20 protein-coding genes are annotated in these 20764 nt (G+C 51.8%); 4 read left to right on the plus strand and 16 right to left on the minus strand.

Annotated features, from left to right (window positions below; translation table 11 throughout):
- Nucleotides 1-142 precede the first annotated feature (142 nt).
- From ACGG90_RS02875 to ACGG90_RS02910, 8 genes are all read right to left on the minus strand, one after another.
- Nucleotides 143-559 carry a hypothetical protein gene (locus ACGG90_RS02875; RefSeq protein ID WP_390405619.1) on the minus strand — a complete coding sequence of 139 codons (417 nt, stop codon included), beginning with the start codon at nucleotides 557-559 and terminating at the stop codon, nucleotides 143-145.
- A gap of 770 nt (nucleotides 560-1329) precedes the next feature.
- Entirely contained in the window at nucleotides 1330-2049 is a 720-nt protein-coding gene (locus ACGG90_RS02880; RefSeq protein ID WP_390405622.1) for a GntR family transcriptional regulator, read from the minus strand.
- 184 nt (nucleotides 2050-2233) lie between these two features.
- Nucleotides 2234-2554 carry a PTS sugar transporter subunit IIB gene (locus ACGG90_RS02885; RefSeq protein ID WP_390405625.1) on the minus strand — a complete coding sequence of 107 codons (321 nt, stop codon included), beginning with the start codon at nucleotides 2552-2554 and terminating at the stop codon, nucleotides 2234-2236.
- Between the two features lie 29 nt (nucleotides 2555-2583).
- Entirely contained in the window at nucleotides 2584-4047 is a 1464-nt protein-coding gene (locus tag ACGG90_RS02890; RefSeq protein WP_390405628.1) for a PTS sugar transporter subunit IIC, read from the minus strand.
- 283 nt (nucleotides 4048-4330) lie between these two features.
- The gene (locus ACGG90_RS02895) at nucleotides 4331-4678 is read right to left on the minus strand and encodes a helix-turn-helix domain-containing protein (RefSeq protein ID WP_390405631.1); all 348 of its coding nucleotides are present in this window, start codon (nucleotides 4676-4678) and stop codon (nucleotides 4331-4333) included.
- Nucleotides 4679-5496: 818 nt separating this feature from the next.
- Complete coding sequence (locus tag ACGG90_RS02900; RefSeq protein ID WP_390405633.1) at nucleotides 5497-5820, minus strand: heavy metal-binding domain-containing protein; 324 nt, start codon at nucleotides 5818-5820, stop codon at nucleotides 5497-5499.
- Between the two features lie 22 nt (nucleotides 5821-5842).
- Nucleotides 5843-6616 carry an ABC transporter permease gene (locus ACGG90_RS02905; RefSeq protein ID WP_390405635.1) on the minus strand — a complete coding sequence of 258 codons (774 nt, stop codon included), beginning with the start codon at nucleotides 6614-6616 and terminating at the stop codon, nucleotides 5843-5845.
- Complete coding sequence (locus ACGG90_RS02910) at nucleotides 6613-7524, minus strand: ABC transporter ATP-binding protein (protein WP_390405637.1); 912 nt, start codon at nucleotides 7522-7524, stop codon at nucleotides 6613-6615. Before ACGG90_RS02910 ends, ACGG90_RS02905 begins: the two co-directional genes overlap by 4 nt.
- Nucleotides 7525-7688: 164 nt before the next feature.
- On the opposite strand from ACGG90_RS02910, the gene ACGG90_RS02915 reads away from it, so the two are divergent.
- The 3 genes from ACGG90_RS02915 to ACGG90_RS02925 all read left to right on the plus strand — a co-directional run bounded on the left by ACGG90_RS02915 (nucleotide 7689) and on the right by ACGG90_RS02925 (nucleotide 9314).
- Nucleotides 7689-8480, plus strand: coding sequence for a Cof-type HAD-IIB family hydrolase (locus ACGG90_RS02915; RefSeq protein WP_390405639.1), 792 nt, complete (start codon nucleotides 7689-7691; stop codon nucleotides 8478-8480).
- Between the two features lie 393 nt (nucleotides 8481-8873).
- Nucleotides 8874-9134, plus strand: a complete 261-nt coding sequence (locus tag ACGG90_RS02920) for a hypothetical protein (protein WP_390405848.1) — start codon at nucleotides 8874-8876, stop codon at nucleotides 9132-9134.
- Nucleotides 9135-9137: 3 nt separating this feature from the next.
- A complete protein-coding gene (locus ACGG90_RS02925) occupies nucleotides 9138-9314 on the plus strand; it encodes a hypothetical protein (RefSeq protein ID WP_390405641.1) in 177 nt (58 codons plus the stop codon).
- 57 nt (nucleotides 9315-9371) lie between these two features.
- Here ACGG90_RS02925 and ACGG90_RS02930 read toward each other — a convergent pair whose 3' ends face one another.
- The 8 genes from ACGG90_RS02930 to rpmH all read right to left on the minus strand — a co-directional run bounded on the left by ACGG90_RS02930 (nucleotide 9372) and on the right by rpmH (nucleotide 18691).
- Nucleotides 9372-9974 carry a hypothetical protein gene (locus ACGG90_RS02930; RefSeq protein ID WP_390405643.1) on the minus strand — a complete coding sequence of 201 codons (603 nt, stop codon included), beginning with the start codon at nucleotides 9972-9974 and terminating at the stop codon, nucleotides 9372-9374.
- A gap of 248 nt (nucleotides 9975-10222) precedes the next feature.
- Complete coding sequence (locus ACGG90_RS02935) at nucleotides 10223-10978, minus strand: MerR family transcriptional regulator (RefSeq protein WP_390405645.1); 756 nt, start codon at nucleotides 10976-10978, stop codon at nucleotides 10223-10225.
- Nucleotides 10979-11093: 115 nt separating this feature from the next.
- On the minus strand, nucleotides 11094-12995 hold the full coding sequence (gene mnmG / locus ACGG90_RS02940) for a tRNA uridine-5-carboxymethylaminomethyl(34) synthesis enzyme MnmG (protein WP_390405646.1): 1902 nt from the start codon (nucleotides 12993-12995) through the stop codon (nucleotides 11094-11096).
- 642 nt (nucleotides 12996-13637) lie between these two features.
- Entirely contained in the window at nucleotides 13638-15059 is a 1422-nt protein-coding gene (mnmE, locus tag ACGG90_RS02945) for a tRNA uridine-5-carboxymethylaminomethyl(34) synthesis GTPase MnmE (RefSeq protein ID WP_390405648.1), read from the minus strand.
- A 104-nt stretch (nucleotides 15060-15163) separates the two neighbouring features.
- A complete protein-coding gene (gene jag / locus ACGG90_RS02950; RefSeq protein WP_390405650.1) occupies nucleotides 15164-15901 on the minus strand; it encodes an RNA-binding cell elongation regulator Jag/EloR in 738 nt (245 codons plus the stop codon).
- 564 nt (nucleotides 15902-16465) lie between these two features.
- Entirely contained in the window at nucleotides 16466-17302 is an 837-nt protein-coding gene (locus tag ACGG90_RS02955) for a YidC/Oxa1 family membrane protein insertase (protein ID WP_390405652.1), read from the minus strand.
- A gap of 33 nt (nucleotides 17303-17335) precedes the next feature.
- A complete protein-coding gene (gene rnpA, locus ACGG90_RS02960) occupies nucleotides 17336-17692 on the minus strand; it encodes a ribonuclease P protein component (protein WP_390405654.1) in 357 nt (118 codons plus the stop codon).
- 858 nt (nucleotides 17693-18550) lie between these two features.
- Nucleotides 18551-18691, minus strand: coding sequence for a 50S ribosomal protein L34 (gene rpmH, locus ACGG90_RS02965; protein ID WP_003568442.1), 141 nt, complete (start codon nucleotides 18689-18691; stop codon nucleotides 18551-18553).
- A gap of 613 nt (nucleotides 18692-19304) precedes the next feature.
- Here rpmH and dnaA point away from each other — a divergent pair.
- Nucleotides 19305-20660: a chromosomal replication initiator protein DnaA gene (gene dnaA / locus ACGG90_RS02970; protein WP_390405671.1), complete on the plus strand. Its 1356-nt coding sequence runs from the start codon at nucleotides 19305-19307 to the stop codon at nucleotides 20658-20660.
- Nucleotides 20661-20764: the final 104 nt, after the last annotated feature.

The raw sequence follows: 20764 nt of genomic DNA on the forward strand, positions 1-20764 counted from the left end.
TCATACAACACACCACTTTCTGAAATTTATCAAACTAGATTTAAGTTTACCGATTCTTCAAGTCTTTGTCCAATCCCTGTGTCAGAAAACGTTACATATTCGTCATGGTAACTTTTCTAACTTGAATTTGGTATACCTCACATCACTGCTTGAAAATGGCGTGCTGATATTTCTCAAACCACCCGCGACCCATGCCGCGCGCCGCTGTCAACAGGCGATTGCCGCTAGTGTAGACCCGCAAGTCTTGCCCGGCATAATATTTTCGTGCTGCCTGACAATTTTCGTTATTCTGAAAAGTCAACAGCTGCATCGCCACGCCGCTGGCCCCTTGCCAAGCCAAGCCGCTGGTGGCTTTGACCGCCTCTGGATAGGTGTGCAGTTGTTTGACTTGTTCTACCGTTAAGCCCTGGGTTTTCACCGTTGCCAGCGGATCTTGCGCGCTGGATTGCGTCGCTGCACTGCTGGTTGAACTGCGATGCGTTGGGGTACTTTGCTGGCGGCACCCCACCAGCACCATTGCTAACATCGCTACGCTCACAAATCGCAAATAATGTTTCATGACGTCGCCCTCCTTGAAACTTTAGTTTACACGAATGGCAAGCCAACGTCTTCGGTCCTGGGAAGGAAATTCGCAAATATCATGTACAAGATAAGCTGTGGCGCAGTTTGAACATGAAGCACCCATTGTTAGCCATTAGATTGGCACCTTTAAAATAGCCCAACAAGCCGGCACCTTTGCAAAGGTAGCAGCTTGTTGGGCTAGCATGCGCCAAGGTAACGTCTGTCTGGGCTTTTGACGGCGTGATATAAGTCGTGACGTCAATTGGGCAAAGTACGCCCAACTGTCATCCCACCTTATATCCACCGCTAAGTTCGGGCTGCTCCGCTTTGGTTCTTTCGTCGAGCTGCGTGGCGCATCGCGGGTGCGGTTAGCTACGCCCGCGTACTCGAGGCAAAGTACGCCTCAAGCACGCGGGCTAGGCTACCCGACCCGCTTGAAGCGCGCCACTGCGCTCTGGTTTCTTCGTCGAGCTCCGCAAAGCAACGCGATTGCGTGTAAGCTGTCCCGAGCTTATGGCAAAGCCCGCCATTAGCTCAGGCCATCTTACACACATCGCTAAATACGCTTTGCTGCGCTCTGGTAACAAAAAAAGCCGCCATGGGCTTGGCGGCGAAAAAGGGTTGGTGAAGATATCAGTTTACTGGTGTCTTCATTGGAGGAGTAAAAATGAAAAAGTGGGTAGAAACAAGCGGGCAACTTGTTTCTATGTTGGTTATACTACCGGCGAGATGTGAAGATTCTGCGACGGAAATGTCAACAATTCACGCTTAATCGCTATTGATATCCAAAACTGTGTACCCGCGCCAGCTCGCTAAGTTGCGGCTGGTGGAATACTCAACATTTTCCCCGGTGGTCAGCCAGATCACCTGCTCGACTTCCAACACCGGCTCACCTGCTGTGGCGTTAAGATGTTTGACTTCCATCTCGCCTGCCGCTGTCGCATTGATCCGGCGCAGCGCCCCGCCGAACTTCAAGTTCAAGTCATTATTGATGTAATCATAAATCGAACCCAACAAGATGTCATGCGTCAATCCCGGCACCAACTTCAACGGAAAAATAGTGTGCTCCAACACCCGCGGTACGTTGTCGACTAAGCGCAAGCGATCGATCACATACACCGGCTCATCAGCAGCGGCGTCGAGTTTGGCTTGAACATACGGATCAGGCAGCGACACATCGAACTTCAGCACTTGGCTGGTGACATGACCTTTGCCTTCTTGCCGCGTCAAGCCATCAAAACGCTCGACCGGTGAATCACTGGCATGAACGGATACGTCTCCCAAAACGTAGGTCCCCAAGCCGGATTGCTTGTAGATCAGGCCTTCAGTGGCCAATCCGTCTAAAGCCTTCTTGATCGTCATGCGACTCACGCCAAATTCCTTGGCAAGCGTATTCTGATCAGGAATCAGTGATTTCGGCGGATAAATGTTTGCTTTGATGCGATCGCGGATCTCACTGGCGATCACTTGATACTTTGGTGTCGACATAATACACGCTCCTTACTACAATTTACACCCATCATATAATATTATACGCTTTTGACCTTCCAAACGTACAGAACAGCCCTGACCGGGGAAAATGATCAGGGCTGCTCAATAAGATATTAAACTTTTGACGTTGGCTAAGGACAGCCCTCGAGCCGATGTCTTCCGCGAGCTGCTTCGCTTTGGTTTAGATGCCCATCAGCTTTTCTGCAGACGCCAGAACCTTCTCGCCATTCATCATGCCGTAGTCTTGCATGTTGATGACGTCCATCGGGATGCCGGCGCGATCTGTCTTAGCTTTGACATCGCCTTTCATGTAGCTCACTTGTGGGCCAAGCATTAAGACGCTGACAGTACCTTTGCTCAATTGATTGTCAATGTCAGAAACAGAGGTAGCGAAGATCTCATAGTCTTTGTTTTCTGCCGCTGCTGCCTTTTGCATTTTAGAAACTAACAATGATGTGGACATACCAGCAGAGCATGCTAGCATGATCGTTTTCTTGGCCATAATAATGCCTCCCGATAAATTACATTAGATTAAGCGTTGGCTTTGCCTGCTTTAGCTTCTTCAGCAGCCTTTTCTTGTTCCTGCTTGAATAAGACATTGTCGTACTTGCGTGCAAATGGGAAGTAGATCAATACAGATTCAACCAAGACGATGGTCTGCCAAATCGCCATCTTCCAGCCGCCGATCAAGAAACCAGAAATGATCGGAGGCGTGGTCCAAGGCGCAGCGACACCATTCAGCGGTGGTACGATCCCAGATGCGATGACCAGATAAGTGGTTAAAGCCACGATCACTGGTGTCAAGAAGAATGGTACAGCCAGGAATGGGTTCATAACTAATGGCAACCCGAACAGGAATGGTTCGTTGATGTTGAAGATCGCCGGTACAGCTTCGATTTGACCAATTGACTTGAATTGGATGGACTTGGCAAAGAACAAAGTGAAGATAACCAAGCCAATGGTAATACCAGAACCAGTTAAGTTAATGAAGTTGTTGTAGAATTCGTTGGTTACAATGTGCGCACCATGAGCAAGCGTTAACTTGCCAGCTTGGTACAAAGCAGCGTTGTCGGCAGTGTTAGGGATCAACAAGCCGCCAGTTACGGCACCCATGATCATCCCACCATGGACCCCGAAGAACCAGAAGAATGGTACTAAGAAGGCAATCAGCAACGCGCCGCCTAAGGAATCGGAGATCCCTTGTAATGGCGTCTGCAACCAAGTGTAAACCAGTTGCAACAGGTTCGTGTGAGCGAACTTGGACAACAAGCCGTAGATGATCATGGAAACAGTTAAGATCACACCGGCTGGGATCATAGCAGAGAACTGACCTGCGACGTTAGCAGGTACTTGCTCTGGCATCTTGATCTGCCAGCCTTTCTTCATCATGGCGGTGTAAGTCCAGCCGACTAACAAGCCGACAACGATGGCACCGATCATGCCCTGACCGCCTAACCAAGTCAGGTTGATAACACCAGTCACATCAGCACTCATGAAGGTTTGAACTGCTTTAGGCGCCTTATCAACAAAGGCTTGCAGCTGTGTGCCGCTCATGACCACCTTGCCGGCAGCGTCTTTGACACCAGTGCCGGTTTTGCCCATGGCTGCGACCAATGGGTTAGCGATACTTAATGACTGAATCAAGATGAAGGTCGCCAAACTGGTCAACCCAGCTGGCAGCGCTTCAACATTCTCGTTACGCGCATAGACATACGCGATCCCAACGGCGGCCCAGACAGACATGATCGCGAAACTTGCGGTGTATGCCTGATTAAAAATGGCGCCCCAACCGCTAGCAGTAACTGCTGCGGCAACTGATGGAATCGGGATGTTGTTCAAGATCAAGAAGATCGACCCAATGATGATAAACGGCATCGAGTACACGATACCATCCTTCAACGCCGTAACAGCCTTGGTGTTGACGAATTTCATGATCTTGGGAAAGATCGTCTCGTTAAGGACTTTCGAGAAGCCACTTTGCTTCTTGTTTTCCATTAAGATTCATCTCCGTTTCAAACAATATCTCCTTGCAAGGCAAGGTTATGATAGCAATACCCAAATAATACGAAATACAGAATATTTAAGCGTTCCCCCCGGAACTTTATTGAACTTGCCCCACCTCCCAGCAGGATAAAATCTTAAAGCACAATCATTTACAACTAAAAGTATAGTCTTTACTCGATGAAAGCGCAATCTGAATTCGTATTCTTTTTGAAGAAATTTTAAGCAAGACGTTTTCACACAATAAAAAAACCGCCTCCAACAGGCGGTTTACCGATTACCGATGCAAAATATTGCCGACAGTCGTCTTCGAAATATTTAATAAACTGGCGATCTTGCGGTAGCTCATCCCTTGATCGCGCAAGTTAACGATCTGTTTCTGAACCGAAACGGGAATGCCGCGGTGATGCGCCGCTTTAGGGTCGATGGCCAAAGGTGCCAACTGAATGGCACACGCCACACCGCCAGCTTGGTGAGCGATTTTCTGCGCTTCTAAAGCACTGGTCGTTACCCACATCTGCCGCATTTCCGCCGTCCACGCCGGCAACAACAATAAATTGTCGCCTTCCAAGAACTCGCCGTCTTCATTGACGACGGTGTAACGCTCTAATTCGATGGCTCCCATCAGCCTCGCCTCCCGCTAAGCGCTTTAGTTCCATTATAGCGCAGTAGCGGCACAGTCAGGCGGGTTTTCGGCGAGCATCCCTGCTGCTTAACCTTAAACGGCAAGTGGTCCGGCCAAGTCACAGACGGGTCTTGCCGATAATGCAAACAGCGCTGCCTCAACGATTATGTACGTTTAATCGTAAAGCAGCGTTGTTTATCTGACTTATCATGGCGCAAAGTTGCGTCAGCCCAGTGATGATCAGCTGACTAACACTACCGAAACGTCGACACTTCGTTCATCGCACAACTTAATATCCGGATACCAACTTTGGAGGATCGGTGAGGCACAGGTGCGCTGGGCCAAAGAGACGGTCAGGCCGTGAAACGATCAGCACGGCGAGACAAGCGCACTTTGCTTGGCTCGCTGTACTGATCGCGGCAAGTTTCAAGACCCGCGCTGAGCAAAGCGATGCGGGGCTCGAAACTTAGGCGTAAACCACGCGTACTTTGCGGGGTTGAAGCCGGCCGCACCGCCTGCGCCGTCTCTTTGGCCCAGCGCACCGAAGCCTCACCGATCCGGGCCTTTTACGACTGTGGTCTTCGTCGAGCTGCACAAAGCAACGCGGCAGGATATAAGTCATGACGCCGCTTGGGCATAAACCGCCCAAACGTCATCCTGCCTTATATCAGCCGCTAAGTACGCTTTGCTCCGCTGGGCTTCGTCGAGCTGCGTGGCGCAACGCGGCGTGATATAAGTCGTGACGCCGCTTGGGCATAAACCGCCCTTGCGTCATCCCGCCTTATATCCACCGCTAAATGCGCGCCACTGCGCTCTGGTTAATCGACGAACTTAACCGCAGTCCCATACGCGGCAACTGACTGCATATCGCCGCCAATAGCTCCTGAATCAAAGCGCATCATCACCACTGCGTCGGCGCCTTTGGCTGCGGCTTCTTCGCGCAGGCGGGTCAAAGCTTTCTCGCGGGAATCATGCAGCATCCCCGTATATGCCTTGATCTCGCCGCCGACGACATTCTTCAAGCCAGCACCGATGTTGGAAAAGACGTTCTTGGACTGGGTGGTCAGACCAAACACCTCACCAATTACTTCATACTTGCGCCCAGGGATATTCTCGGTGGTGGTCACTAACATATCTGCCATTACATTTTCCTCCTATTTGTGTTTATACGGAACGACGACGGAAGCTGAGATAGGCGATGAAGGTAAACAACACGGTATACCCCAACGCGCACAAGATCATCACATTGGTACTGAGATAAGTGGCTTGACTATACACCTTGGGATTTTGAATCTGATCTTGCACCAACAACATGGTGAAAGGATTCCACTTGAGATAATGCCACTGGTGGACCAACAGCAACAGCAGTTCCGAAGCAAGCATCGACACAAAATAACCAATGTAGCCAGTGGCAATTGCCGTAGCATTGCTCTTAAACAACGTGGCCAACAACACCACGACACTTAAAATCAGCAATGTCACGACCGTTGCGCCGCCGATATTGATCCAGTAATTCTCAAACAGTGTGTGGCCTTGGCCTGCCGCTTGTTGCAAATCAAACTTGGGAAACAAGGCCACAGTCAAAGCAAACGTCACCCCACTGGCGATAGCTTGCAAAGCCGCCAGCTGCAACACCATCACGATGATCTTACTGATGAAGACTTGGCTGCGGTAGTACTGCCGATACAGTAATTGTTTGATCGTACCATACTGGAACTCCATGGCAATCATCCCGGCACAACTGGCGATCATAATGAATATCACCAGCTCGCCGCCAATATATTCTTCACCAAACAATGCATCGGCGGTGAAGATCTTGGGGTACTGCTTGCCTAAAATCGCAAACCCGATTTGCACCACGACCATAAAGATGACCGCCAGCCAAGTGCCTTTCTTATGCAACAGCTTGTAGAGTTCTTGTTTAATCAATGTGATCATGCTTGGGCCTCCTTGTCAGTGTGGACCATGTCCAAGAAGGACTGTTCAAGATCATGTTGCGCCTTGTCGACTTCTTGGATCGCAATGCCCGCCGTGACAAGGGCGCGCAACGCTTGATTAAGCGTTGTTTTGTCGCGTTGCGGGATGCGCAAGGCAAACTCGTCACCAACCAATTCGATATGCGCGGCGACCAAGGCAGCCCGGGCGGCACGATCGTCGACAGTCTTGATCAAATATGTCGTCCCGCCGGCTTCGGTGAGGGCTTGCATCGTGGATTGTTGGACGATGTGGCCATGATCTAAGATCAACACATCATCGGCGACTTTCTCCAATTCACTAAGGATATGGCTGGAAATCAAGAAGCTGGTGCCGGCTTGGGCTCGGCTGCGGATAATGTCGCGCAAGTCTTTAACGGCTTGTGGATCCAAGCCGTTCATCGGCTCGTCTAAGATCACCAATTGCGGTTGATCGACTAACGCCTGGGCGATGCCAAGTTTCTGCTTCATCCCCAGCGAATAAGACTTCGCTGGTTTATTGATGTAGCCGCTCATCCCCATCGCCTGCACGATTTCTTGCACATGCTTGCTGCGGTCTTGTTTGGCGGCGAATAATTCCAAATGCTGCTTGCCAGTCAGAAACGGGTAGATCCCGGGATATTCGATCAGCGCGCCAACATGTTTCAGCGCCTGGTGGCTGGTGATGGCCACCGGTTGGCCGGCGATTTCGATCTTGCCGGCATCTGTTGGGATCAAGCCCAACACCGACTTCATGATCGTACTTTTGCCGGCTCCGTTAGGCCCCACCAGCCCCACGACGCGGCCTGAAGCCACTGTGAAGTCAACGCCGTGCAAGACTTGTTTCTTGCCGAACGACTTGTTGAGGCCTGAGACTTTCAACAATTCTTCCATTTTACCCCTCCATCTTATGTCACCCAAAATATACTGTTTTGCCCATCAAGATACAACGAACAAAATTGTCACCTGACCAGCATAACACGCTTAACCCCAAGCGCATCCGCCACGCACCTGAGAAGTGGTGTAAAATAAAACCATTATCTTTAGGGGGGTTCATCGTGAGCTATAAAGCCGTTGCATTATTCGATTTAGACAAAACCTTACTCAACCCAGACAAACAGATCCCGCAAGAAAACATCGCCGCCTTGGCCGCATTGAATGCCAATCATGTGCTGCCGGTGATCGCCACTGGCCGCAACTACTATGAATTAGCCGACTGGATGCGGGTGGGCCACATTCAAAGCGCCATTGCCGCTAACGGTGCTGATGTGTTCTATCGCGACGCACACATTTTCCAAAGCCTGATCGGCATTCCGCAGCTCAAACGCCTCAGCGCCCAAGCCGCCAAAGACGGCTTGGCCTTGGCCTATTACAACGACCAACGCGCGGCGTTGTCGCAAACCACCGCCTTGACCCAAGCCAACTACCAATGGGTTCACCAAACACCGCCGCTTACTGATCCAGCCTTCTACTTGCATCAAGCCGTGTGCATGTTGTTGATCTTCTTGGCTCACGACGAAGCTGGCGACGCCGTGGCCAAGCAGTACATCGACGCTTTTCCGGAATTCACCTTCTATCGCAATTCTGAGAATACCTTGGACATCGTCAACGCCGGCCAATCTAAGGCCACCGGCTTGCGCTTGTTGATGCAGCAGCCGGAGTTGGCCGGCTTGCCGACTTACGCCTTCGGGGATGGCAACAACGACATCGCGATTTTGCAAGCGGCCGATCACGGCATCGCTATGGGCAACGCCTTGCCGCAAGTCAAAGCCATCGCCGATTACGAAACTGCCGACTATATGGCCGGCGGCATCGTCAAGGCCTTGCAACACTTCCACTTGATCGACTGACCTGGCTGTTTCATCGCGGATAAAATAACACCTGGGCCTTGCACGCGGTGATGCCTGCGGGCTTTGATCGGGAAAGAATAATTTATGCGAGCATATGTTCGGTTTCTGCTGACTTTGTGAACGAAACAGACACCGGCTGCTGCCGCAAAAATAATTTTTTTCGTGGGCAAGAGGCGACTCGACCGGCTTCCAACCTGTTATACCACGCTGTATCAACGAATTTGGGGTTGACACAGCGCACCCGCGCCATGGCGCAATCGGCCGGTTTGTGAATCATCTTTCACAAAGCTGGCAACATTTGCGTGAGCGCTGATTCTGCTATAATAGATGACATACCATGTCGCAACAAGCTGCGGCATGGCGATTCGATTAGATAACTGGAGGCATAATCAGGTGCTGGATCAATCACTCACGAAACCCGTTGTATGGCTCAACGACAATTGCTACATCACGATCACCCCGGACCGCACATATAATCTAGAAGTCTGGGAGAAAACCAGTGATGATCACGATCAGCGCCTTGGCCGCATGGATTACAAGTTCCATCGCGACACCTTCGCCGGCTTCATCTACCGTTTGTTGCCCAAGATCGACTTGTTGCAGATTCACGCGATCCAAAAGCGCCTCAACCCTTATTTCGACCTGGAGGTGTAACGCATGCACAGTGTCGTCATTAAATTGATGATCATGGTGCTGGCTGCACTGACAGTCACCACCGCCTTATTGGCCTTAGAAGTGCGCACCCGCACCGGCAATAAGGTCAGCTACACCCTGAAAGGGGTCGTCGACGTCGTTTTGTTAGGCGTCTTGATCAGCCTGCTTATTGTGCGCTGAGTCAACTGAAGAAGCCGCCGCGATCATGTGATCACGGCGGCTTGTTTGTGCTTGGGTTTACTTTTGAGGTTCGGTTTCGTCCAGCTTGCTCAATGGACTTTCGTCAACCGCCCTGTTCAGAAATTCCAGCCCTGTGCCGGCGACTAATTTGGCATAACCCACTCGGTTGATCTGGTCATACAGCGCATACTTACTATCATGTTCTTCAAAGCTGCCAGTTTGGGTCCAGTCGTTGATGGTCAAATTATGCGGGTGGTGCACCAAGTAAGTGGCGGCGCGGGCGCCAGGAAGCTGAACATAGAAATCATACGGCTGCGCCACAATATGCAACACTGTGTGATAAATCGGCCCTGTCGCAGAAATCGCCCCATAGCTTTCAGAATGGATCAACAGCCAATACACGTCGATTTGCGGATCGACAAACTTAAGTACAGTGTCGTTTTCGGTAACGACAAGCTGGTGGTCGCTCACAGTGACATCGATGTTATGCTGCAAAGCCGTGAAGATCTTTCCAAAGGTGCCTTTACCCGGCAGCGTCAACCCGTCGATTTTTAACGCCCGTCCTTTAAGCCGGCGCCCATTGATCAGCGCTACTGCTTTGGGGATGTAGTATGAAGCAGGCTGCCGCAATGACGCTTTAACGTCCTCAATATTGATCATCCTCATCACATCGCAAGTCTTGCGTTTGTTCAAAGACGCTGACTCGCGTTCTCCTTTCTTTAGCCTAAGCACGATAACAAGCGCTTACATTAGTGTCCAATCAAACTGTCCACGATCGTCCAATATGACAAAAGGTCTAGAACCGCTGGCGAGAAATATTCGACGCCACGAATTCTAGACCTGTTTGATATTTTTACAATAGCATTAGCAGTTAAGTGAAGCTTTGGGCACATTAAGCAGCATTTCACTTATGCAGTATAGTGTTCAATAATCGCCCGCAACGCCCAAGCCGCCTGCGCATCGCCAGTCAGCTGCGTGTAATAAGCGGCAAAGCGCGGATCATCTGTATACATCGCCGCCAGTGCCCGATGCCATTCTGGCGTTAATTCCGGCGTGGTGACCAGCAGCCACGTGCGATGCGCATCAAAGGCTTGCAAGGCCTCCGCACTCGACAGTACAGGTGCACTGAGATAACGCCGTAACGCCGCTTTAAGCTGATCTTCGGCTTGGGTCATGGTTTGATATTGGGCCGCAGTCAAGCCGGCATAGCGCGCATCTGCCGCCGCCTTGGCCGCTTGACCGTAACGTGCTTTGACTTCTGGCCCAAAGCGCTGATCGTTGTCCTTAAGGCGTTGTTGCTTTAGTGCTGCAAATTTCTCTGGATCGCTCATGGCAGATTCCCCTTTCTGATTGGCGAGGGTGACATCAAGGGCCTGCAGCTGTTGATCGACTTGGTGCCGCGCAGCCAGCAATTTCTCACGCTGGGCGCGCAACATGGCAATTTGCTTGGCTGCAGGCTGTGCCAGCAAAGTCTGCAGCTCTGCCAGTGAAAACCCTAGCGCCCGATACGTCAAGATCAGCTGCAGCCAATCGACTTGCGCTTGGCCATATTGCCGATAGCCGTTATTGGCCACAGGCGGCGTCAACAAGCCGATTTGATCGTAATAGCGCAGGGTGCGCGCTGTCACACCGCTCAAGGCTGCCAATTCGCTAGTCGTATACATGATATCCCCTCCCAAATTTAAGATAAGCGCTGACGCTGCGTCAGGGTCAAGCCCAGAATCCAAAAATGGCCAGCAAAGCGGCGACTGGACGCCGCTTTGCTGGCCATGCTAGTGATTATTGGGCAACTTTGGCAATTCTGCCTTGTTCGATGTATACCGACAAAATCGCGATATCCGCCGGGTTGACCCCGCTGATACGGCTGGCTTGGGCAAGCGTTTCAGGCTGGATCTTCGTCAGCTTCTGGCGCGCTTCAGTGGCCAAGCCGTTGATCGCTTCATAATCGATATTCGCCGGGATCAGCTTGCTTTCCATGCGCTGCAGCTTGGCAATGGATTGCAGCTCTTTGTCGATGTAGCCGGCGTACTTGATTTGAACGGTAACTTCTTCAGCCACATAGCGCCCAACTGCCGTCTCTGCTGGGGCAAACTGCATCAGATCCTCGTAAGTGACTTCCGGCCGCTTAAGAAAATCGCTGGCCAACACACCGTCTTTCAAATCAGGCGCGTGATGCGCTTCAAGCCACGGGTTGACGTCTTTAGGCTTCAAGCGCGTGGTTTCCAGGCGCTTTTTCTCCGCGTCAATGGCGGCTTTCTTGGCTTCAAACTGCGCATAACGCGCGTCTGAGATCAAGCCTAATTTGCGGCCCATATCAGTCAAGCGCAAGTCGGCGTTATCATGGCGCAAGATCAAGCGGTATTCCGCACGCGACGTCAACAGGCGGTAAGGCTCATTGGTGCCTTTGGTAACCAAGTCATCGATCATCACGCCGATATAGGCATCAGAGCGCTTCAAGGTAAAACCAGGCTTGCCTTGCGCACGCAAACCGGCGTTGATGCCGGCAATCAAGCCTTGGCCCGCGGCTTCTTCATAACCGGAAGTGCCATTCATCTGTCCGGCAGTAAACAAATTACGCACGACTTTGGTTTCCAAAGTGGCCGTCAACTGCCAAGGTTCGATGATGTCGTATTCAATGGCATAACCTGGCCGCATTAATTCCGCCTTTTCCAACCCTGCTACCGAGTGGAGCATTTTGAGTTGCACTTCTTCCGGCATGGAAGTGGAGAAGTCGCCAACATAATACTCGTCGGTGTCGCGGCCTTCAGGCTCCAAGAACAGCTGATGACGCGGCTTATCGGCAAAGCGCACGACCTTGTCTTCGATCGACGGGCAATACCGCGGCCCCACGCCTTTGATCACGCCGGAGAACATCGGCGCGCGGTCGAGGTTCTGGCGAATGATGTCATGGGTGGTGCTGTTGGTGTAAGTCATCCAGCAAGACAATTGATCCTTGAGATACATAGAATCCGGCGTCATGAAGCTAAAATGATTCGGCGTGGTGTCGCCAGGCTGCTCTTCTGTCTTAGAGAAGTCGATGGAATTGCCCACGACCCGCGGCGGCGTGCCAGTCTTGAAGCGGCGCAGCTTGAAGCCGTTGTCTTCCAAAGATTCGGATAACTTGATGCTTGGCAAGCTGTTATTCGGGCCGCTGGAGTACATTAACTCGCCAATGATAATTTTCCCACGACTGGAGGTCCCAGCCGTTAAAACGACGCTTTTGGCCCGATAACGGGCACCTGTGGCGGCAACCACACCGACGCAGGTGCCGTCTTCGACTAACAAGCGCTCCACCAAGCCTTGGCGCAAGTCCAAGTTCGGTTCAGCTTCGATGGTGGCTTTCATGCTGCGATGGTATGCGGCCTTATCGGCTTGGGCCCGCAATGCGCGCACCGCTGGGCCTTTACCGGTGTTGAGCATGCGCATTTGAATGTAAGTCTTGTCGATGTTGTGGCCCATTTCGCCGCCAAGCGCATCGATTTCGCGCACGACGATCCCTTTGGCTGGTCCGCCGACACTAGGGTTGCATGGCATAAACGCCAACATTTCCAAGCTGATGGTGATCAACAAGGTCTTGTTGCCCATGCGTGCCGCCGCCAACGCGGCTTCACTGCCGGCATGTCCGGCGCCAACCACGACCACGTCGTAGCTTGCTGCTTCATATTCACGTACTTTTGGCATTACGTTCTCCTTAACTGAAATCATGATCTGTGCTGTGGGGTGATATTTCCCGGGTGATATTTGCGGAAATTTTTTGAGTGTTGATTCGAAAATGTAACCCGGATCGAGCTCGGCGCCGCTTTGAAGGTTGATCTATGTCGATCCTTGCCTTGGACGTTGTGACTGATTCATATATGCATCGAGTCGCCAGGCCGCCGGACACACAAGTTACTTCCGTTCGTCCGTAAAGCCGATCAAAAGCCTGATTCGACTATTGGAGGGCAGGCGTTGTGCAGGTGTGCGGGGAAAGCGTCGGTCAGGCCGTGAAACGATCAGCGCAGCGAGACAAGCGGTTTGTGCTTGGCTTGCTGTGCTGATCGCAGCAAGTTTGCAGACACGTAGGTGAGCGAAGCGAGCGCGTGGCTGCAAACTTAGGTGGAAAACGCACGTTTCTCAGTGCGGTTGGAACCGGCCGCACCGCCTGCGCCGATGCTTTCCCCGTGCGCCGGAACAACGCCTGTCCGGACTTTACACGCTCTGGTCTTCGTCGAGCTGCGCTGCCCAGCGCGGCATGATATAAGTCGTGACGCCGCTTGGGCAAAGTACGCCCAAACGTCATCCCACCTTATATCCACCGCTAAGCCCGGGCAGTTTCGCTCTGGTTTATTTGCCCAGACAGAATTGGCTGAACAACTGGGTGATCAGCTCGTCTGGGGCGGCGTCGCCGGTGATTTCACCGAGCTTATCCCAAGCGGCAGTCATATCGATTTGCACCAAATCGATCGGCATCCCCGCTTCGATACCATCCAGCACGCTGTTCAAGCTGGCTTTAGCTTGCCGCAACAAGCCGATTTGGCGGCTGTTGGACACCATCAGCATGGTTTGCGAGTTCTCGATGCCGCCATTAAACAAATCAGCGATTTTCGTGTCCAGCGCATCCACGCCGGCACCGGTGGTGATCGACGTGCGCACGATTTGCTCAGCCGGCACCAATCCATCAAGGGTCAGCTGCACCGGCAAGTCTTGCTTGTTCAACACCACAATGCGCTGTTTGTTTTCAGTCAGCTTCAACAATTGATGATCTTCTTGGGTCAACGGTTGTGACGCGTCTAACACCAGTAAGATCAAGTCGGCTTGGGTGATTGCTTTCTTCGAGCGCGCTACGCCGATTTTTTCAACTTTGTCTTCGGTGTCGCGAATGCCGGCGGTATCCACCAGCTTCAACGGCACGCCGCGCACATTAACGTATTCTTCCAATACATCACGCGTGGTCCCAGCCACATCAGTCACGATTGCCTTGTCTTCATGCAGCATGTGATTGAGCAAGCTGGACTTGCCGACGTTTGGCCGGCCGACGATCGCCGTGGCCAAGCCTTCGCGCAAGACCTTGCCTTGGTTGGCGGTTTGCAACAGCTCATCAACTTTAGCCAGCACCATTTGCGCCTTTTCTTTAAGCATTTGGGTGGTCATTTGATCGGTGTCATATTCTGGATAGTCGATATTAACTTCGACTTGCGCCAGGACTTCCAAGATCTCTTGGCGCAAATTCGTGATCAACCGCCGCAAATCGCCATCGAGTTGATCAACTGCCACTTGCATGGCCCGGTCTGTTTTGGCGCGGATCAGATCCATGACCGATTCCGCTTGTGTCAAGTCGACGCGCCCGTTCAAGAAAGCGCGCTTGGTGAATTCACCAGGTTCGGCCAAACGCGCGCCTTCGCCTAACAGCAGCTGCAAGATTCGGTTAGTCGGCACGATGCCGCCATGACAGTTGATCTCAACCATGTCTTCGCGCGTGTAAGTCTTAGGCGCGCGCAACACGCTGACCATCACTTCATCGACCACCGCACCGGATTCCGGGTCGATGATGTGGCCGTAATTGATGGTGTGGCTGGCCACTTGCGTCAAGTCTTTGCCTTTGAATAATTGTTGCGCGGTTGCCACCGCCGTTTCGCCAGACAAGCGCACAATGCTGATGGCGCCTTCGCCAGGCGGCGTTGAAATCGCCGCGATTGTGTCATATTCCGTGATAGTCGTTGCCACGATAAGCTCCTCTTCTCTTGCAATAAAAAAAGTGCCATCCATGCCGCACGCAAAAAAGCGCGCAGAACATGGACAAAGCACTTTGACTACTTCATCGATCAATTTTCATTAGCTATTCTAGCTAATTGGACACCACTTGTCAAAACTCAAACCCGCCGCTTTGGCGTGATCACCACATAACGCCTTGGATCAACGCCTTCTGAGTGGGTTTCGACATACTGATTGTCAACCAATGCCGCATGGATCGCTTTGCGTTCAAAAGACGGCATCGGGTCTAAATATACTGCCGCCCCACGCGCGATCACTTCGCGCGCCGTTTTGTTGGCCAAGCGCCGCACCGCGGCATCGCGCCGTTCACGATAATCGCCAACGTTCAACATGATGGTCCATTTCGATTTGCCAAAACGATTATATTCCGTCTGGGCCAGATACTGGATGGCGTTGATGATTTTGCCGTGCTTGCCGATCAACTGCGCTTCTTTGTCAGTGTTGATCACAAACCACACCTTATCGCCATGGCGCTTGTTATCGATCGTGGCTGGGATATCCAATTCACGCACAATATCTTCAAGATAGCTTTGCACCAAGGCAATGGCCGTTTGATCATCGCGCTTAATGGTTTGAGCGGCTTCTTGGTGATGCAAATGCGGATGCGGCAAATGAGGCGTTGTTTCGGCTGTCGGTTCAACAACCGGTTGCGGCGCCGGTGTTGGTTCATCCGCCAGTGGCTTGAGGTTGACGATCGCGGCTTTGCGACCCAGTCCAAACAAACCTTTCTTGCCTTCTTGGATCACATCGACGCTAACCGCATCGCGTGCTAACCCTAAAGTCGCAAGCCCGGCATCGATCGCTTTTTGAATCGTGGCCCCTTGAAATGTCGGCATTTTCTTTCCATTCCTCCCCAGTCAAATCATCGTGTTGCTCTGTTAACTCTAGTATTAATTGTTACTGATTTATCGAATCCACTCCGCTGGTACTGCATCAAACTCACATCCAACTGATCATTAAGCTGATTCATAAGCGGAGGACAGGCATTGCGTAGGCGCGTGGGGCCAGCAAGACGGTCAAGCCGTGAAACGATCAGCGCAGTGAGACAAGCGGTTTGTGCTTGGCTTGCTGTGCTGATCGCGGCAAGTTTGCAGACGCGCAGGTGAGCGAAGCGAGCGCGTGGCTGCAAACTTAGGTGGAAAACGCGCGTCCCTTGCGCGGTTGGAACCGGCCGCACCGCCTGCGCCGTCTTGCTGGCCCCACGCGCCGAAGCAATGGCTGTCCGGGACTGCACATGCGGTGATCTTCGTCGAGCTGCGTGGCGCAACGCGGCGTGGGCATAAACCGGCCAAACGTCATCCCATCTCATATCCACCGCTAAGCCCGGGCAGCTCCGCTCTGGTTTTAAAAAATGGCGCTGGCAGCGTGAGTACGGCTACCAGCGCCACATGGATCAACTATTAGGAACGTTTGCGCAAGGCACGCTTAAGGGCTTTACGCTTAGCGCGTTCGCGATCTTTCTCGGCTTGCTGCTTGGCATCCCGTTCCCGCTTGAGCTTGAATGGGTTCTGGATCAAGAATGTTTGCAACAAGGAGAAGGCGTTGGTGACAACCCAGTAAATCGCCAAGGCACTTGGGAATGTGAACGCCATACCCAAGATCATGATCGGTGAAATCACGACCATTGCCCATGACATCGTGTTGTGCGTCGGTTGCGCCATCGTTGATACCAAACTGGTCAACAAGGTGAACAGCGCTGCCAGAATTGGCATTACCCAATATGGATCAGGCTTGGCCAAGTTCATCCACAAGAAGTACCCTTGCTTCAACGCATCGGTACGATAGATTGCTTGATACAAGGCGAACAGAAACGGCATCTGAATGAGGATCGGTAAGCAACCCATGATCGGGTTGATTCCTTCTTCGGCATACAACTTCTGCGTTTCTTCTTGCAGCTTGTGTTGGGTCTCTTGGTCTTTAGATGGATATTTCTTCTGCAAGGCCTTGAGTTGCGGGGCGATTTCTTGTTGCTTGCCCATGCTCTTCAGTGAGATGTAACTCAATGGGAAGATCAGCACCCGCACCAATAAGGTGAAGACGATGATGCCGACCCCAGGGTTGCCGCCAAAGATCTTCGCCAACCACAAGATGAATTGCGCGGCGTTGTAAATAACGTAACGATCCCAGAAGCCGGTGCTATGTGAAGTTACGGTGCTGGTCCCGCACGCCGTCAGCCCAACGGCTAACAGCACAATGGCCAGACTAGCCACCAAGCGTTTAACGGTTTTCTTACTCACGAGTATCCTTCTTTCAATCTGCGCTTAGGCGTATTAGATGATGTCGATATCCGGATCCAGCAGCCCCGCCAAGGTTAGAACATGTACCAAGTTCTGCTTGGTCTCTGCCATATCCAAAGTCGTTGCGTTCTTCCTGGCGATCACCAAGAAATCGGCTTGCGGATCCAGTTGCGGTTTAAGCTCCAACAGGCTTTGGCGAATGTAACGCTTGATCTGATTACGCATCACCGCAGTATGCCCGACTTTCTTGCCGACAGAAATGCCGACGCGAAAATGCGGTTGATCACGGCGCACATGATAGATCACAAAATTTCGGTTTGCTACGGACTGGCCGTGATCAAACACATCTTGAAATTCTGCTTCTTTTTTGATGCGATATGATTTACGCACGAGTTCTCCCTCACAATCTGCTTTTAAGTATACAAGATGCAGCCATGCGGCGCACCTGTTTAAAGATATTTCCTATGTAATGTCATGATTTAAGTCGTACGTACTGTCTTACGCTAACTTGATTTCTACTAAACTAGCCCTTCTTGATTCGAACCACGTAGGACCAGTGAGGCGCAGGCACGCGGGGGCGCTAGACGGTCAGGCCGTGAAACGTGTGACGTCCAGGAAGACTTACATCGACGCAAGCGCAGCGCAGCTAGATGCAAGGCTTGCTCGACGTCACACGCGGCAAGTTTAGAGACCCATGCAGCGCAAAGCGATGCGGGGCTCTAAACTTAGGCGTAAGACGCGCAGCGGCTGAAGCCGGCCGCACAGCCTGCGCCGTCTAGCGCTCCCGCGCGCCGGAGTCTCACTGGCCCGGGCCTTATACGACTGTGGTCTTCGTCGAGCTGCGCAAAGCAACGCGGCAGTGCTATAAGCTGTGACGCCGCCAAGGCACAAACCGCCTTTGCGTCATCCCATCTTATATCAGCCGCTAAAAGCGCTTTGCTCCGCTCTGGGGTTCTTCGTCGAGCTGCGTGGCGCAACGCGGGTGCGGCTAGCTACGCCATCAAACTCGAGGCAAAGAACGCCTCAAGCTTGATAGCTAGGCTACCCGACCCGCTAAAAGCGCGCTGCTCCGCTCTGGGGGTTTCGTCGAGCTGCGCAGCCCAACGCGATTGCGTGTAAGCTGTGACGCCGCTTGGGCCAAGTACGCCCAAACGTCATCCCATCTTACACACATCGCTAAATACGGGCTGCTCCGCTCTGGAGGCTCTGGTTAGCAAAAAAAAACCACTGACGCGGTCAGTGGAGTTGTTAGGCAGATAATACTTTACGTCCCTTAGCGCGACGACGAGCTAAAACTTTACGGCCGTTCTTCGTGCTCATACGCTTCATGAAACCATGAACGCGTTCGCGATGACGTTTCTTAGGTTGGAAAGTCCGTTTAGTGGTCATAGTGCACCTCCTATTTTATTAATTACTATTTTCAGTAACGAGATTTACTTATCAAACATTGTCCCATTATACGGGCTGCACCGGTAGCCGTCAAGCATCTGCCGCAAATTTTCTGCAAGATGTTTGTCCACAGAAAAGCCGAATTTGCGCAAAATCTGTGGACAACTTGTGAAAGACAGCAATTCGGTTTTATCAACAATCCACAGGCTGTCCGCCGAGTTGTTCGCAATTCACACCCGTGTCTGTAAGTTTTCCACAGGCTGTTTTTAACTTGTTAATAACTTGTGAAACATGCATGGTTAAGCTAACGTGGACACTTGTTTGACTGTGCGTAACTCACCGATTATTGCATAGGCGGTTGGCTCGTCCACGGCCTTGTGGATAAGTTAGTGACAAGCTTGTCGATGGATTTATCCTCAAGTTGTGCACGGTGTGGAAAACACGTTCACTTGTGGAAAACTTTTGTCAAAAATGCTACACTAAAAACCGTGACACCATGCGCGCATTGCGGCTTCGTTAAGGCGAATGCATATTTATTCATCGCCGCAAAACGCCCTCGTGGGGCAAGCAACACCACACCTGCATCAACAGGTGTGTGGAAGGAGGGTTTAGGGTGCCAACTATTGAAGAACTGTGGGCGTATTTACAAGATAAATTCCGCGCAAGCTTGACGCCGGTCGGGTTCAACACCTGGATCAAAGACGCCAAGCCTGTACGCCTGACAGATACCACATTAACGATCGGCGTCCCTTCAGAATTACACAAAAGCTATTGGGAGAAGAACCTCGCCACTAAAGTCGTCGAATGGGCTTACGCGTACAACAACCTTGAGCTCAGTCCGGTCATTGAGATCTCCGGCGCAGTGCCTGAAGAAACCTTAGACATGGGCGAACAGATCGAACAGCCGACTGCGCGGGTGGTCGTGCCAACCTATAAGGAAAAGACGCATCTCAACCCCAAATACACATTCGACACGTTCGTTACCGGCAAAGGCAATCAAATGGCCCATGCTGCAGCGTTGGTCGTTTCTGAAGAACCCGGCGTTTTGTACAATCCGCTGTTTCTTTATGGTGGCGTGGGATTGGGTAAGACCCACTTAATGCAGGCGATCGGGCATCAACTGCTGGAGTACAAGCCCAACGCCAACGTGAAATACGTGACGAGCGAAGCTTTTGCCAATGACTTCATTAACTCGATCCAAACCAAGAAGCAGGAACAATTCCGGCAAGAATACCGCAACGTTGACTTGTTGTTAGTCGACGATATTCAATTCTTCGGTGATAAGGAAGCCACGCAGGAAGAATTCTTCCATACGTTCAACGCCTTATATGAGAACAAAAAACAAATCGTGCTGACATCAGATCGGCTGCCTAACGAGATTCCAAAGCTGCAAGAACGCTTGGTTTCGCGGTTTAAGTGGGGGCTATCGGTTGACATCACGCCGCCGGATCTGGAAACGCGGATCGCCATTTTGCGCAACAAAGCCGACGCAGAGAACTTGGTGATCCCAGACGATACCTTGTCTTACATCGCCGGGCAAATCGATTCAAACGTGCGGGAGCTGGAAGGCGCTTTGGTGCGCGTGCAGGCTTATGCGACGATGAATCATTCCGATATCACCACCAGCTTGGCCGCCGATGCTTTAAAGAGTCTCAAGTTGTCTGACAAAGACAGCGCCTTGACGATCGGCCAGATCCAACAAGTGGTTTCTAAATACTACCAAGTCACGGTGTCGGAGCTCAAAGGCAAGAAACGCGTCAAGCAAATCGTCATGCCGCGCCAAATCGCCATGTACTTGTCGCGGGAAATGACTGATGCTTCGCTGCCGAAAATCGGCATGGAATTCGGCGGCAAAGACCACACCACAGTGATCCACGCCCATGAGAAAATTGCCGAGCAGCTTGGGTTGGACGAACAACTGAAATCCGAGATCATCGAGCTGAAGAACCGCTTGAAGAATCGCGGCTGATTTTGGCCATTGTGGACAACTGTGAAGAACTGGCTGACTTGTGCCATTGAGTTATCCACAAGTGGAAAAAGTTGCGGTTTCTTGTTTCACACAGTTATCCACAG

The organism is Lacticaseibacillus jixiensis (assembly GCF_042847315.1).
Taxonomy (GTDB): Bacteria; Bacillota; Bacilli; order Lactobacillales; family Lactobacillaceae; genus Lacticaseibacillus; species Lacticaseibacillus jixiensis.